This is a genomic window from Dickeya chrysanthemi NCPPB 402 (genome assembly GCF_000406105.1).
Lineage (GTDB): Bacteria > Pseudomonadota > Gammaproteobacteria > Enterobacterales > Enterobacteriaceae > Dickeya > Dickeya chrysanthemi.
This window is the reverse complement of sequence record NZ_CM001974.1, coordinates 3,568,913-3,583,907: the sequence shown is the minus strand read 5'-3', so window position 1 is coordinate 3,583,907 and position 14,995 is coordinate 3,568,913. Positions and strand designations below refer to the sequence as shown.

Here is a 14,995-nt window from a genome sequence, read left to right as displayed (position 1 = left end):
ATGACGCAGCGTCCCCTGACTATCGGACTGGTCGCCGGAGAAACCTCCGGCGATATTCTTGGTGCCGGCTTGATCCGCGCACTGAAAGCTTACGTGCCTGATGCCCGCTTTGTTGGTGTGGCAGGTCCGCTGATGCAGGCTGAAGGTTGTGAAGCCTGGTATGAGATGGAAGAACTGGCGGTGATGGGGGTGGTTGAAGTATTGGAACGCCTGCCCCGTTTGTTGAAAATCCGTCGCGACCTGACGCAGCGTTTCAGTGCATTGCAACCCGATGTGTTTGTCGGTATCGATGCTCCCGACTTTAACATTACGCTGGAAGGTCGTCTCAAGCGCAATGGCATCAAAACCATCCACTATGTCAGCCCGTCGGTGTGGGCATGGCGGCAAAAGCGCGTCTTCAAGATAGGTAAAGCCACACATCTGGTGCTGGCGTTTCTGCCGTTCGAAAAAGCTTTTTATGATCGCTTCAATGTGCCTTGTCGTTTTATCGGCCATACCATGGCGGATGCGATGCCGCTGCATCCGGACAAAGCCGCCGCACGACGTACGTTAGGGCTGCCGGAAGACGCGCGTTGCCTGGCTATGTTGCCGGGTAGTCGCGGCGCCGAAGTAGAAATGTTGAGTGCGGATTTTCTGAAAACGGCGCAATTGTTGCGGCAAACCTACCCTGAACTGGAAGTGATCGTGCCGCTGGTAAATCAGCGACGCCGCGAACAGTTCGAAAAAATTAAGGCTGAAGTCGCGCCGGACATGACAATTCGGCTGCTGGACGGGCAGGCACGTGATGCGATGATCGCCAGCGACGCTGCCTTGCTGGCATCCGGTACGGCGGCGCTGGAGTGCATGCTGGCGAAGTGCCCGATGGTGGTGGGATACCGGATGCGCGCCTTTACGTTCTGGCTGGCGAAACGACTGGTGAAAACGCCGTGGGTATCGTTGCCTAATTTACTGGCGGGGCGTGAACTGGTCAGCGAATTGTTGCAGGACGATTGCACGCCCGACAAACTGTCGACGGCGTTATTACCCTGGCTTGCCGGCGGTGACGCAGCCCGGCAATTGCAGCAGACATTCTTACATTTGCATGAGCAGATTCGATGCGACGCCGATGAGCAGGCGGCGCAGGCAGTACTGGAGCTGTGCGGTTATGAGTGATGTTTTTGTTTATCCACAGGCACGTTGCATTGCCGGCGTGGATGAAGTGGGACGCGGCCCGCTGGTTGGTGCGGTGGTGACGGCGGCGGTGATTTTGGACCCGAGCCGGCCGATTGTCGGGCTGGCGGATTCCAAAGCGCTCAGCGAGAAACGCCGTCTGGCGTTATACGATGAAATTCGGGAAAAAGCGTTGGCCTGGAGCCTTGGCCGCGCCGAGCCGGAAGAGATTGATTCACTTAATATTCTGCATGCCACCATGCTGGCGATGCAGCGTGCGGTGGCTGCCTTGCCGATTACGCCGGATTTTGTGCTGATCGACGGTAACCGTTGCCCAGCTTTGCCGATGCCGTCGCAGGCGGTGGTCAAAGGGGATAGTCGGGTAGCGGAAATCAGCGCGGCCTCGATTTTGGCCAAAGTGACGCGGGATCGCGAAATGGAAGTGCTGGACCGGCAATTTCCAGAGTATGGATTTGCGCAGCACAAAGGGTATCCTACGGCATATCACCTTGAAAAACTGGCGACGTTGGGCGCCACCCTTCACCACAGGCGCAGTTTTGCTCCGGTTAAACGGGCGCTGGGTCTGGCGTAACGCAAACGTCTGGAAACGCATAATGTGCCTGATGCTATCTATCAGGCGGGTTACTGAAAAGATTATGGGATCCGTAAATGGCCGAACCACGTTTTATTCACCTGCGTGTTCACAGTGACTATTCCATGATCGATGGGCTGGCAAAAATCGGCCCGTTGGTAAAAAAAGCCGCTGCTCTGGGGATGCCGGCGCTGGCAATCACCGACTTTACCAACCTGTGCGGGCTGGTAAAATTCTATGGCGGTGCGCATAGCGCCGGTATTAAGCCGATCATCGGCGCTGATTTTTATCTGCAAAGCGAAGAGTTAGGCGACGAACTGGCGCATCTCACCGTTTTGGCGATGAATAACGAAGGTTATCAGAACCTGACGTTGCTGATTTCACGAGCTTACCAGCGCGGATACGGCGCTGACGGGCCGACGATCGATCGGGCATGGCTGGTGGAGCATCAGGCAGGGTTGCTGTTGTTGTCCGGCGGGCGTCATGGTGATATCGGCAAGTTTTTATTGCGTGGTAATCAGGCATTGGTGGAACAGTGCGTCGCGTTTTACCAGCAACATTTTCCTCAGCGGTTTTATCTGGAGCTGACGCGTACTGGTCGACCGGACGAAGAAAGTTATCTGCATGCCGCAGTGACGCTGGCTACCGCGCACGGCTTACCGGTCGTCGCCACCAACGAAGTCTGTTTCATCAGTCAGGATGATTTTGACGCGCATGAAATTCGCGTAGCGATTCATGACGGCTTTACCCTGGACGACCCTAAACGCCCCCGTAATTATAGTCCGCAGCAGTACATGCGTAGCGAAGATGAGATGTGCGAGCTGTTTGCCGACATCCCGGAAGCGCTGATTAACACGGTAGAGATTGCCAAACGTTGTAACGTGACTATTCGGCTCGGTGAGTATTTCCTGCCTCAATTTCCTACTGGCGACATGTCGACCGAAGACTATCTGGTCATGTGCGCCAGAAAGGGGTTGGAAGAGCGACTGACGTTTTTATTTCCGGATGAAGAGGTCCGCGCCCAGCGCCGTCTGGAATACGATGAGCGTCTGGAAATCGAGCTGAACGTTATCAACCAGATGGGCTTCCCCGGTTACTTCCTGATTGTGATGGAGTTTATCCAATGGTCAAAGGATAACGATGTACCGGTAGGTCCGGGACGAGGTTCCGGCGCCGGTTCGCTGGTGGCCTACGCGCTGAAGATTACCGATCTGGACCCGCTGGAATTCGACCTGCTGTTCGAACGCTTCCTTAACCCGGAACGTGTGTCGATGCCTGACTTCGACGTCGATTTCTGCATGGAAAAACGTGATCTGGTGATCGAACATGTGGCGGATATGTACGGCCGCGATGCGGTGTCGCAAATCATCACCTTCGGTACCATGGCGGCTAAAGCGGTTATCCGTGACGTGGGCCGGGTGTTGGGGCATCCGTATGGTTTTGTCGACAGGATTTCCAAACTGGTGCCGCCCGATCCGGGCATGACGCTGGAAAAAGCCTTTGCGGCCGAGCCGCAACTGGGCGAAATTTACGAAGCGGACGAAGAGGTTAAAGCGCTGATTGATATGGCGCGCAAGTTGGAGGGGGTAACCCGTAACGCCGGTAAACATGCCGGTGGGGTGGTGATTTCGCCCACTAAAATCACCGATTTTGCGCCACTGTATTGCGACCCGGAAGGGCATCACCCGGTCACTCAGTTCGACAAGAGCGACGTAGAATACGCCGGGCTGGTGAAATTCGACTTCCTCGGCTTGCGCACGCTGACCATCATTAACTGGGCGCTGGAGATGATCAACGCCCGGCGCGAGAAACAGGGACTGGAACCGGTAGATATCGCCGCCATCCCGCTGGACGACAAAAAAAGTTTCGACATGCTGCAGCGCTCGGAAACCACGGCGGTGTTCCAGCTTGAATCGCGCGGCATGAAAGACCTGATCAAGCGCCTTAAGCCGGACTGTTTTGAGGATATGATCGCCCTGGTGGCCCTGTTCCGCCCTGGGCCGCTGCAATCAGGGATGGTGGATAACTTTATCGACCGTAAGCACGGACGTGAAGAGATTTCCTACCCGGATATCCAGTGGCAGCATGAGACGCTCAAGCCTGTGCTGGAGCCGACCTATGGTATTATTCTGTATCAGGAACAGGTGATGCAGATTGCCCAGGTGCTGGCCGGGTACACCCTTGGCGGTGCGGATATGCTGCGCCGCGCGATGGGTAAGAAAAAACCTGAAGAAATGGCCAAACAGCGCTCGGTATTCAAAGAGGGCGCGGAGAGGATGGGGGTCGACGGCGAGCTGTCGATGAAAATCTTCGACCTGGTGGAGAAATTCGCCGGTTATGGCTTTAACAAGTCGCATTCGGCTGCTTATGCCTTGGTGTCGTATCAGACGTTATGGCTGAAAGCACACTACCCGGCGGAGTTTATGGCGGCGGTAATGACCGCCGATATGGACAACACCGACAAGATCGTCGGGCTGGTGGATGAATGCTGGCGCATGGGGTTGAAGATCCTGCCGCCGGATATCAATAGCGGGCTCTATCATTTCCACGTCAACAATGACGGCGAAATTGTCTACGGTATCGGTGCCATCAAAGGCGTGGGTGAAGGGCCGATTGAAGCCATTATCGAAGCACGTAATAACGGCGGCTATTTCCGTGATTTGTTTGATCTGTGCGCCCGCACGGATATTAAGAAGCTGAACCGCCGGGTGCTGGAAAAACTGATCATGTCCGGTGCGTTTGACCGGCTTGGCCCGCACCGGGCGGCGCTGATGAATTCGCTGGTGGACGCGATGAAATCGGCGGAACAGCACGCGAAGGCCGAGGCTATCGGTCAGGCGGATATGTTCGGCGTTCTGGCGGAAACGCCCGAACAGGTAGAACAGTCTTACAGTACGGTGCCGCCGTGGCCTGAGCAGGTGGTGCTGGATGGTGAAAGGGAAACGTTGGGGTTATACCTGACCGGCCATCCCATCAACCAGTATCTGAAGGAAATCGAACGCTACGCCGGAGGCGTGCGGTTGAAAGACATGCATCCCACGGAGCGGGGAAAAATGACCACTGCCGTCGGGCTGGTGCTGGCCGCCCGGGTGATGGTGACCAAGCGGGGCAACCGTATTGGCGTCTGCACGCTGGATGATCGCTCCGGTCGCCTGGAGGTGATGTTGTTTACCGACGCGCTGGAAAAATATCAGCACCTGCTGGAGCAGGATCGCATTTTGATAGCCAGCGGACAGGTCAGCTTTGATGACTTCAGCGGTGGACTTAAAATGACTGTCAGAGAGTTAATGGATATCAGTGAAGCGCGGGAAAAATATGCGCGTGGGCTTGCTATCTCGCTGACTGACAGGCAAATTGATGACCAGTTGTTAAACCGTCTCCGTCAGTCGTTGGAACCCCATCGATCGGGGACGATTCCGGTGCATCTCTACTACCAGCGCCAGGATGCGTGTGCCCGGCTACGTTTTGGTGCAGCATGGCGCGTCACGCCCACCGATGTGTTGCTGAATGATTTACGTACCCTGGTTGGTAATGAACAGGTAGAACTGGAATTTGACTAAAATAGGAATACTATGAGTCTGAATTTTCTTGATTTTGAGCAGCCGATTGCAGAGTTGGAAGCGAAGATTGATTCCCTGACCGCAGTCAGCCGCCAAGATGAAAAATTGGATATTAACCTGGACGAGGAAGTTAAGCGTCTGCGTGAGAAAAGCGTAGAGCTGACGCGGAAAATCTTTGCCGATCTGGGGGCATGGCAAGTAGCCCAACTGGCTCGCCATCCGCAACGTCCTTATACCCTGGACTACGTTAAGCATATTTTCTCCGACTTTGATGAGCTGGCGGGCGATCGCGCCTACGCCGACGACAAAGCGATCGTCGGCGGGATTGCTCGTCTCGACGGTCGGCCGGTGATGATCATCGGTCATCAGAAAGGTCGTGAAACCAAAGAAAAAATCCGTCGCAACTTCGGGATGCCCGCTCCGGAAGGTTATCGCAAGGCATTGCGTCTGATGGAGATGGCCGAGCGCTTCAAAATGCCGATCATCACCTTTATCGATACTCCCGGTGCCTATCCGGGCGTGGGGGCGGAAGAGCGCGGTCAGTCTGAAGCGATTGCCCGTAACCTGCGTGAAATGTCCGGCTTGCGTGTGCCGATCGTCTGTACCGTTATCGGTGAAGGCGGTTCCGGCGGCGCGCTGGCCATCGGTGTCGGCGATAAAGTCAACATGCTGCAATACAGTACCTATTCGGTGATTTCGCCGGAAGGGTGCGCTTCGATTCTGTGGAAGAGTGCAGATAAAGCGCCGTTGGCCGCGGAAGCCATGGGCATTACCGCTCCTCGTCTGAAAGAGCTGAAGCTGATTGATTCCGTGATTCCCGAGCCACTGGGTTCCGCTCACCGTGATATCGCAGCAATGTCGGCATCATTGAAGTCTCAATTGCTGTCTGATCTGAAAGAGCTGGATACACTGAGTGAACAGGAACTACTGAACCGTCGTTATCAGCGTTTGATGAATTACGGCTACTGCTGATTTAGCACGCGTTACGCAAGAAAAGTCCGCGATTGGGAACGATCGCGGACTTTTTGTTATGCTAATAACGGTTTTTTATGCGATGCGTGATATTCACGGCGATAATTACCTGACCCAAGCCTTTCTCCCGACTCATGGCATCACATCGACAGGCGTGGTGGTGCGCCTCTTCGGAGAATCAACCTTATGCTGACACTGCTGGATATCCACCATATCGCGATTATTGCCTCGGATTATGAGCGCAGTAAGCGTTTCTACTGCGATGTGCTCGGTTTTACGCTGCAACAAGAGGTTTACCGTGCCGCTCGTGATTCCTGGAAAGGTGATCTGGCGCTGAACGGTCGTTACCTGATCGAACTGTTTTCATTTCCTGCACCGCCTGCGCGCGTCAGCCGGCCGGAAGCTTGTGGGTTACGTCATCTGGCGTTTGCGGTTGAGGATATCGAACCGGCGGTGACCGCGCTGAATGCGGCGGGCGTAAACTGTGAACCGGTACGCATAGATGAGTATACCGAGCGCCGGTTTACGTTTTTCGCTGATCCTGATGGATTACCGCTTGAGTTGTATGAACGCTGATACCGATATTTCTTCCACACTGCTGGCGGCCGTTGACGAGCAAGTTGCTGGCTACGGGCATTATCTGGTGGCTTACAGCGGCGGTCTGGATTCCACCGTGCTGCTACATGTGATGACGCGCTTGCGTTTGCCACGCTGCCTGTCGCTACGGGCGGTATACGTGCATCATGGTTTGAGTATGAATGCCGATGCATGGGCTGAGCATTGTCGTACTCAGTGTCTGAACTGGCAGGTGCCGTTTGATGTCGTGTCGGTGCAGGTAGATGCACGTGACGGCGGTATTGAAGCGGCGGCCCGGGCGGCACGTTATAAAGTGTTACATCAATATTTGTGCGATGGAGAAGTGCTGCTGACAGCCCAGCATCAGGATGATCAGAGCGAAACTTTTCTGCTGGCGCTCAAGCGTGGCAGCGGCCCTGCCGGCCTGGCGTCGATGGCGGCGGCCGCAACGCTGAACGGTATGGTGCTGCAACGCCCATTATTAAGCATCAGTCGTGTGCAACTGGAGATTTATGCCCGGTTGCATCAACTGAGTTGGGTAGAAGACGACAGTAATGCTGATGAGCGTTATGACCGTAATTTTCTGCGTCGGCAAGTCTTGCCATTGTTGAAGCAGCGTTGGCCCCATTTTCCATCCACTGTTGCACGCAGTGCGGCATTGTGTGCTGAGCAGGAACAACTGTTGGATGAGCTGTTGGCGGAGTCGCTGGCGGCATTGCGCAATGCTGACGGCGCATTGAGTGTAGAGGCTCTGATGCCGATGAGCGCGACACGGCGGTTTGCCTTGTTGCGTCGGTGGCTGGCAGAGCAGGGCGCTCGCATGCCGTCTCGTGAGCAACTGGTTCGATTATGGCAAGAGGTGGCGCTCAGTCGCGATGACGCCAACCCGCGGTTACAACTTGGTCCATGGCAGGTCAGGCGATTTCGTCATTACCTTTATTTGCTCCCGACGATGCAGCCGGTGACCGACTACGTGTTGTCGTGGCAACCGACGGTAGCCCCTTTACCTTTGCCGGATAACCTCGGGCAATTGCAGTTGTCGACGCAGGGAACCTGGGTACGGCAACCACGTCATGATGAAGCCGTGACGGTAGGGTTTGGTTTCCAGGGGCATGTGCAGATAGTTGGGCGCGCCCACGGACGCCCGATTAAAAAACTGTGGCAGGAACTGAACGTACCGCCGTGGCTGCGTGAGCGCACGCCGCTGGTATTTTACAACCGGCAACTGATTACCGCAGTGGGGCGATTCGTGACCCGAGAGGGGGCGGTAATGCAGGACGCCGCCGGGTGGTTTATCGATTGGTGCAGGCCGGAGTAAAAACGGACAACCAGGGTTGTCCGTTAATGCTGAATGTCGAAGATAAAGATGAGTTGGGGTTATCAGGGTTCGCTGACCACAACTTTGCCTATTTCAGGGTGACTGAAGCTGAGGATGTGGTCGAGTCGAAGTTCGCGTTTTTGGCCCGCATCGTCAATCACCAGGTATTCGATGTTTTTTCGAGAGATCATATCGCTGGCTTTGCCGACCACGATTTCGCCGTCACGCAATTCGACCGTTAATGTCAGATGCTGCTGGCAGGTGGCTTCCAGATTATCGTAGTCATCACAATTAATGGGTTGATATTCATTACTCATTGACATAATCGCTCACCAATAAGTTAGCGGCGGCATAGGCCGCCTGTTCCCTGACAGAGGATGGTAATTCGCTATTTGTCGCGATGTCATCCAGGGTTTTCAACACACAACCCAGCGCGTCGGGTATGAACCCCAGATCGCCGCTGGCGATCTCCGCGTACAGACGGCGTACTAATTCACTGTATTGTTGCACAATATCCTCCCTTAGAGCTTACCCCGGTAGCGATTCATGCACCCTTCGTGGTTATCGTGACTGCAATGTAGTTCTACGAAGATAAACTCTCCTCTTATTCCCGACTATAGCATAGGCCCCGGCAGGTTATCAGCATAATGCAACAGCATATTAAGTTGTTACCGTCAGACTCGTGCGTGTGGCTGTGATGTCTGTCGCAGCTAGGGTAGACTGTCGGTTCTGTCACAAGGGGTAGAGAATGGCCTTAAAAGCAACGGTTTACAAAGCCAGCGTCAATATCGCTGATATGGATCGCGCCTTTTTTCAGGATGTCGGTCTGACACTGGCTCAGCACCCTTCTGAAACCGACCAACGCATGATGCTGCGGCTGCTGGCGTGGATTTGTCATGCCGATGATCGATTGCGTTTTACCAAAGGGCTGTGCGCGGATGACGAACCGGAAATCTGGCAACATAGCGACGACGGCCGACTGATGCTCTGGATTGAACTGGGGTTGCCGGATGAGAAACGTCTAAAGAAAGCCTGTAGCCTTTCGCCGTCGGTTGTACTTTATGCGTATGGTGAACGTGCCGCCCGGGTTTGGTGGCAAAACATGGCGGATAAAGCGGGAGCACTGGCTAACCTGACGGTGCGTTTCTTGGATGATCAACAACTGATGAGCCTGGCTGCACTGGCAAAGCGCACCATGACGTTGCAGGCGACGTTGCAGGAGGGAACTATCTGGCTGTCTGACGATCAGAATAATCTGGAATTGTCGTTCAGTAACTGGCAAATTGCGCAAGGTTAAGGATGATCTGACAGCAGGCCAGCACAACACAGCAGGAGAATAAGGATGAAAAAACTGGCGACAGGGGTGATGCTTGTTGTTTTATTATCGGGGCTGATGGGATGCCATTCCCGCTCCCAGGTTCAGGATGAGTCACTACGCCCGATGGCGCAATACTATCGCGGTAAGCTGCCTTGCGGCGCTTGCGGTGACATGGATACATCGCTCTTTTTGAGCACGGACGGCAGTTTTGTGATGCAGGAGAGCTATTCATCCGGGGCGGCAGGTAAAACTACGGTTGCCGAATCCGGTCGCTGGAGTCGCACGGCTGAACGTCTGATATTGACCGATAGTCATGGTGAGAAGCGTTATTTCCGCCCGTTGAACAACGACCTTGAAGCGCTGAACGATGATGGTCAGCCGATGGCTGCGACGGCGCGTTATCGGTTGCTGGCGGTAGATAAGCCAGGTAACAGCGGTACTGCGCCTGCCTGTCTCAGTTGGCTTTCTGAGCATGGTAAGCGAGCGCTGAGCACGGCAACTGAGCGTGATATGACGGTGCAACCGGATGGGTATGTGTTTTCGATTACGGCAACGCCGGGGGGAGCCGCCATTCGCGTGAGTTATTACTCACATTCCCGCGTGATCGTTTATCCTGTCTCGTCGTCCTGAACCGCAGAGTGAATAGGCGTATTCAATGAGCGGAGAACCAGAACACTGCTGTTCTCCGCCCAAAGTGCTTACTGTTACAGCATACCTTTTAATTTATACAACCAATCCAGCGCCTGACGTGGCGTCAGTGTATCCGGGTCGATAGATTCCAGCGCCTCCATTGCCGGTGACGGCTCAACTGGCGCGAGCAGCGCAAGCTGCGAACCATCGACATGGCTGGCGGACGCATGACCGGCCAGCGATTCCAACTCCCTCAGTTTTTGTCTGGCCCGTTTGATGACCTCTTTCGGTACGCCGGCCAGTGCGGCAACCGCCAATCCGTAACTCTTGCTGGCTGCGCCCTCCTGCACGCTATGCATAAAAGCAATCGTGTCGCCGTGTTCCAATGCGTCGAGATGAATGTTGATGACGCCTTCCATTTTCTCCGGCAGGTTGGTGAGTTCGAAATAGTGGGTGGCGAACAGCGTCATGGCTTTGATGTTGTTTGCCAGTGCTTCAGCACAGGCCCAGGCCAGCGACAAACCATCATAGGTGGAGGTGCCGCGCCCGATTTCATCCATCAGTACCAGGCTGTGTTCGGTGGCGTTATGCAGAATATTGGCGGTTTCCGTCATTTCCACCATGAAGGTGGAGCGACCGGAGGCGAGGTCATCGGCGGCCCCGACGCGAGTGAATATCCGGTCCACCGGGCCAATCACCGCCTGTTCGGCCGGGACGTAACTACCGATATGCGCCATCAGCACGATCAGTGCCGCCTGCCGCATATAGGTGCTTTTACCGCCCATGTTAGGACCGGTGATGATCAGCAGCCGGCGCTGGGGCGACAGTGATAACGGGTTGGCAATAAACGGCTCGCTCAGTACCTGCTCTACCACCGGGTGGCGACCACCGGTGATCTTGATCCCCGGTTTGTCGCTCAACGTCGGGCAGACGTAGTTCAGTGTGTCGGCACGTTCGGCCAGATTGCTGAGCACATCCAGTTCCGCCAGTGCGCCGGCGCTTTGCTGGAGTTCCGCCAGGTGCGGCAGTAACAAGTCGAACAATTCCTCATACAGCGCTTTTTCCAGTGCTAACGCTTTGCCTTTTGAGGTCAGTACCTTATCTTCGTATTCTTTCAGTTCGGGAATGATGTAACGCTCGGCATTTTTGAGCGTTTGGCGGCGGACATAGTTCATCGGCACCATGTGGCTTTGCCCACGGCTAACCTGAATGTAGTAACCGTGCACGCCGTTAAAGCCGACTTTCAGGGTATCGATGCCGAGCCGGTCACGTTCACGAATTTCCAGTTTTTCCAGATAGTCGCTGGCGCCGTCGGCCAGCATACGCCACTCATCCAGCTCGTCGTTGTAACCGCCGGCAATAACCCCGCCATCGCGCACCAGCACCGGCGGCGTTTCCACTACAGCGCGTTCCAGCAGGTCGCGCAGTTCATCGAAATGGCCGACATGCGCGCGCAACTGCTGTACCGCTTCGGCGTTGACGGTTTCCAGTAGGGCATGGATATCCGGCAGTTGCTGAAACGCGTGACGCATTCTGGCCAAATCACGCGGGCGTGCGGAACGTAACGCCAGACGCGCCAGAATACGCTCCAGATCGCCGACCTGACGCAAAAATGGTTGCAGTTCAGCGGCGGTATCCTGGAGAGCGCCGATGGCCTGTTGACGTTGCAGCAACGCCTGAGTATCGCGAATGGGGGCGTGCAACCAACGCTTAAGCATACGGCTGCCCATCGCGGTCACGGTACAGTCGAGAACGCAAGCCAACGTGTTGTCGACTCCACCAGACAGGTTCTGCGTCAGTTCCAGATTACGGCGGGTCGCCGCATCCATAATGATGCCGTCCTGCTGGCGTTCCATGGTGATGCCGCGGATATGCGGCAGCGATGTGCGCTGGGTATCTTTGGCGTACTGCAACAGGCAACCGGCGGCACGTAACCCCAGCCGGGCCTGCTCGACACCGAAACCGGTCAGGTCGCGGGTGCCGAATTGCAGGTTTAACTGCTGGCGAGCGGTATCAAGCTCGAATTCCCACAACGGACGGCGACGCAACCCGTGGCGGTGCTCAATCAGGGGCATCGCCTCGAAGGTTTCCGGATAAAGCAGTTCCGCCGGATTGGTGCGCTGCAACTCGGCCGCCATGGTATCCCTATCAACCGGCTCCACCAGCCGGAAGCGACCAGAGCTGATATCCAGTGTAGCGTACCCAAATCCCCGGTTTTCCTGCCAGATGGCCGCCAGCAGGTTATCTTGCTTTTCCTGTAACAGCGCTTCATCACTGATGGTACCGGGGGTGACGATGCGGACAACTTTGCGTTCTACCGGCCCTTTGCTAGTGGCTGGGTCGCCAATCTGTTCGCAAATCGCGACCGATTCACCCAACTGCACCAGTCTGGCCAGATAGTTTTCTACTGCATGATGAGGGACACCGGCCATCGGAATCGGTTCGCCGGCGGAAGCGCCGCGTTTGGTGAGCGAGATATCCAGCAATTGCGACGCACGCCTGGCATCGTCATAAAACAGCTCATAGAAGTCGCCCATGCGGTAAAACAGCAAAATATCGGGATGCTGGGCTTTCAGCTTCAGGTACTGCTGCATCATGGGGGTGTGGGCGTCTAAACTCTCTGGTGTACTCATCGCGTTGTGATGTCCATCTTCTTAAATTTTAATGCGTTAATGATACTGGCGATGCTCATTAGCGCTCATGAAATCCTGTGCTTTACTGCTGGCCGATTTGGTTATCACCCGATGATAGGCAATGCGCGACCCGCATGGCTTTCATTGGTATGCAGGCTGCATGATAACGGAGTCTTTAAGGCAGGAAAACAAGAGGGGCGGCCGTATTCTTCGAGCGCGCTCGAAACAATCGAGTTTGGTGATGGTGGTGACGTGGCTATCGATGCAAATCGAGACCTGCGCGGCTGGTGAGGTAAAATAGGCGTAAACCAAAAATAGCAGAAAGTATCACTCGTCTGAGCTTGCAGGGGGCAAGTGAGTATATGTGATGTTGTTTCGATGTTTTGGTATACTGTTTGTACTGCGGTGTTTTTTGAACAACTATCGTTGGATAGAGAGGGCTTAATGGTCAATAACAGAAAAAAAGAGCAGGCAACTTATGCTAAACCTTCTCGCTCTGACATCGTGCGTTCTGTAGCGACGTCAACGGCTGTCGAAACAGGCCAGCCATCAGCTAGCGTCGAAGCTTCTCTTGAAGCCGCACGCAAGAAGTTCGCGCATCTTAGCCTTGCCTAGTCCCTTCTTAATGCTTCACTGACCCTGTGTTTCATCGGCTCATAGTTCATCGACATACCTGAGTGAATAGCTGAGATATACTGGGTTTTGTTCTGCTCCCAGCGTTGATAATCCAGTGTTTTATAACCAGCCTGAACCGCCATTACATCGGCTAACAGTCGTGATAAGCGCCCATTTCCCTCTCTAAATGGGTGGATGAGTATCAGCTCAACATGGGTTATGGCGATAGCTTCAATCAGCTCTTCTTCGCTCATATTTGTACACGGTGTGTAACGGGCGAGATATTTCACATCAAATTCGTTCAGCAGTTTTGGCAACTGCGCTGAGGGCGCAAACATAAAGCCGCCTTTGCTGATATTAACCGCTCTTTCTTGTCCAGCCCACTCGTAGATGTTACCTAACCAGCGGCGATGCCAGCTTTTTAGCATGGCTACGCTGAGCTGCCCTTCCGGGAACTGTTCTTCAAAAACAGACTGGTAGAGTTGTTCTAACAGGACAAGTTCAGCCTCATCCATCTCATCAGAAGTAGCGATCCCCAGCTTGTTAGCCAAAACTTGGTCGCCAGAGTCTTTCTCATACTGACCTTCACTGCTGGATACATGGTATCGGCTCATGGAGATGCCCTGTGTTATTAGAGGGATGGAAAAACAGAGGGATTATAACGCTGGATGAGTACAGTAAACAATATTAATAAAATCAGATGGTTACAAAAATGTAGGTTAAAATATAGTTTTTATAATCTGATGGTAAATAACCGTTAATAATCATCATTAACACACCAATGCATCATGGGGGTGTGGGCGTCTAAACTCTCTGGTGTACTCATCGCGTTGTGATGTCCATCTTCTTAAATTTTAATGCGTTAATGATACTGGCGATGCTCATTAGCGCTCATGAAATCCTGTGCTTTACTGCTGGCCTGCCTGGTTATCCCCCCGGAAGTGGAGGAATGTTCGACCAGCATGGCTTTCATTGGTATGCAGGCTGCATGATAACGGAGTCTTTAAGGCAGGAAAACAAGAGGGGCGGCCGTATTCTTCGAGCGCGCTCGAAACAATCGCGTTTGGTGATGGTGGTGACGTTGTAAGTATCCTGATCTCTTCCCTGTAATCAGTACCGATCTAAACTGCAGTATCCGGTCTTTCTTTATATCGAACAAAGAGGCCAGTCCGTCATGAAAAAGACCCGTTATACCGAAGAACAGATCGCCTTTGCGCTGAAGCAGGCCGAAACCGGCACCCGGGTGGAGGACGTGTGCAGAAGATGGGGATTCTGAGGCCACTTTTTATAACTGGAAGAAGAAATTTGCCGGTCTGGGGGTGACAGAACTGCGTCGTGGCTGCCGCCTGATGATGCAAAGTCGTACGGTGTACAACTATCGCAGCTGCCGCGATGACAGGGCCCTGACTCAGAGGATAAGAGAGATTGCTGCAGCTCGGGTTCGCTATGGTTGCCAGCGTATTCATATTCTTCTGCGGCGGGAAGGCTGGTTAGTCAACCACAAGAAAACACACCGAATTTATTGTCTGGAAGGGCTGAATCTGCGGACAAAACGTCCCCGTCGGCATGTCACAGCCAGACATCCACGGTCAATTGAGCTTCGGAGTTCAACGTGATCATCCTTAGCATTCT

The 14,995-nt window shown here is 54.2% G+C and carries 14 protein-coding genes and 1 pseudogene; 11 read left to right on the top strand and 4 right to left on the bottom strand.

The features are described from left to right. The 6 genes from lpxB (at position 1) to tilS (ending at position 8,167) form a co-directional block, all read left to right on the top strand. Positions 1–1,152, top strand: coding sequence for a lipid-A-disaccharide synthase (lpxB, locus tag DCH402_RS15715; protein ID WP_040002184.1), 1,152 nt, complete (start codon positions 1–3; stop codon positions 1,150–1,152). Then, on the top strand, positions 1,145–1,741 hold the full coding sequence (gene rnhB / locus DCH402_RS15710) for a ribonuclease HII (protein ID WP_040002183.1): 597 nt from the start codon (positions 1,145–1,147) through the stop codon (positions 1,739–1,741). Before lpxB ends, rnhB begins: the two co-directional genes overlap by 8 nt. A gap of 77 nt (positions 1,742–1,818) precedes the next feature. Continuing rightward, positions 1,819–5,301, top strand: coding sequence for a DNA polymerase III subunit alpha (gene dnaE / locus DCH402_RS15705; protein WP_040002182.1), 3,483 nt, complete (start codon positions 1,819–1,821; stop codon positions 5,299–5,301). A 12-nt stretch (positions 5,302–5,313) separates the two neighbouring features. Further along, the gene (gene accA, locus DCH402_RS15700) at positions 5,314–6,273 is read left to right on the top strand and encodes an acetyl-CoA carboxylase carboxyl transferase subunit alpha (protein WP_040002181.1); all 960 of its coding nucleotides are present in this window, start codon (positions 5,314–5,316) and stop codon (positions 6,271–6,273) included. A gap of 186 nt (positions 6,274–6,459) precedes the next feature. Then, the gene (locus tag DCH402_RS15695) at positions 6,460–6,849 is read left to right on the top strand and encodes a VOC family protein (RefSeq protein WP_040002180.1); all 390 of its coding nucleotides are present in this window, start codon (positions 6,460–6,462) and stop codon (positions 6,847–6,849) included. Next, positions 6,839–8,167 carry a tRNA lysidine(34) synthetase TilS gene (gene tilS / locus DCH402_RS15690; protein ID WP_040002179.1) on the top strand — a complete coding sequence of 443 codons (1,329 nt, stop codon included), beginning with the start codon at positions 6,839–6,841 and terminating at the stop codon, positions 8,165–8,167. The genes DCH402_RS15695 and tilS overlap by 11 nt, the downstream gene beginning before the upstream one ends. 62 nt (positions 8,168–8,229) lie before the next feature. On the opposite strand, the gene rof is transcribed toward tilS, so the two are convergent. Both rof and DCH402_RS15680 read right to left on the bottom strand, forming a co-directional pair. Next, a complete protein-coding gene (gene rof / locus DCH402_RS15685; protein WP_040002177.1) occupies positions 8,230–8,490 on the bottom strand; it encodes a Rho-binding antiterminator in 261 nt (86 codons plus the stop codon). After that, positions 8,477–8,677 carry a YaeP family protein gene (locus tag DCH402_RS15680; protein ID WP_012770817.1) on the bottom strand — a complete coding sequence of 67 codons (201 nt, stop codon included), beginning with the start codon at positions 8,675–8,677 and terminating at the stop codon, positions 8,477–8,479. Before DCH402_RS15680 ends, rof begins: the two co-directional genes overlap by 14 nt. A 238-nt stretch (positions 8,678–8,915) precedes the next feature. Between DCH402_RS15680 and DCH402_RS15675 the strand changes: the two genes are divergently transcribed. Next, on the top strand, positions 8,916–9,464 hold the full coding sequence (locus tag DCH402_RS15675; protein WP_012770816.1) for a YaeQ family protein: 549 nt from the start codon (positions 8,916–8,918) through the stop codon (positions 9,462–9,464). A gap of 45 nt (positions 9,465–9,509) precedes the next feature. Continuing rightward, positions 9,510–10,115 (top strand): copper resistance protein NlpE N-terminal domain-containing protein, encoded by a 606-nt coding sequence (locus DCH402_RS15670; protein WP_040002175.1) that lies wholly within the window; start codon positions 9,510–9,512, stop codon positions 10,113–10,115. A gap of 74 nt (positions 10,116–10,189) precedes the next feature. Here the strand turns inward: DCH402_RS15670 and mutS are convergent, their stop codons facing one another. Further along, entirely contained in the window at positions 10,190–12,748 is a 2,559-nt protein-coding gene (mutS, locus tag DCH402_RS15665; RefSeq protein ID WP_040002173.1) for a DNA mismatch repair protein MutS, read from the bottom strand. 9 nt (positions 12,749–12,757) lie between these two features. Here mutS and DCH402_RS15660 point away from each other — a divergent pair, with 9 nt between their 5' ends. Both DCH402_RS15660 and DCH402_RS22745 read left to right on the top strand, forming a co-directional pair. Then, the gene (locus tag DCH402_RS15660) at positions 12,758–13,039 is read left to right on the top strand and encodes a hypothetical protein (protein ID WP_040002172.1); all 282 of its coding nucleotides are present in this window, start codon (positions 12,758–12,760) and stop codon (positions 13,037–13,039) included. Between the two features lie 63 nt (positions 13,040–13,102). Continuing rightward, on the top strand, positions 13,103–13,363 hold the full coding sequence (locus DCH402_RS22745) for a hypothetical protein (RefSeq protein ID WP_152486935.1): 261 nt from the start codon (positions 13,103–13,105) through the stop codon (positions 13,361–13,363). Here the strand turns inward: DCH402_RS22745 and DCH402_RS15650 are convergent. Next, positions 13,360–13,977 (bottom strand): Fic/DOC family protein, encoded by a 618-nt coding sequence (locus DCH402_RS15650; protein WP_040002168.1) that lies wholly within the window; start codon positions 13,975–13,977, stop codon positions 13,360–13,362. The genes DCH402_RS22745 and DCH402_RS15650 overlap by 4 nt on opposite strands. Before the next feature lie 560 nt (positions 13,978–14,537). On the opposite strand from DCH402_RS15650, the pseudogene DCH402_RS21610 reads away from it, so the two are divergent. Beyond that, positions 14,538–14,946, top strand: a pseudogene (locus tag DCH402_RS21610) (transposase); the annotation flags it as partial. Positions 14,947–14,995 lie beyond the last annotated feature (49 nt).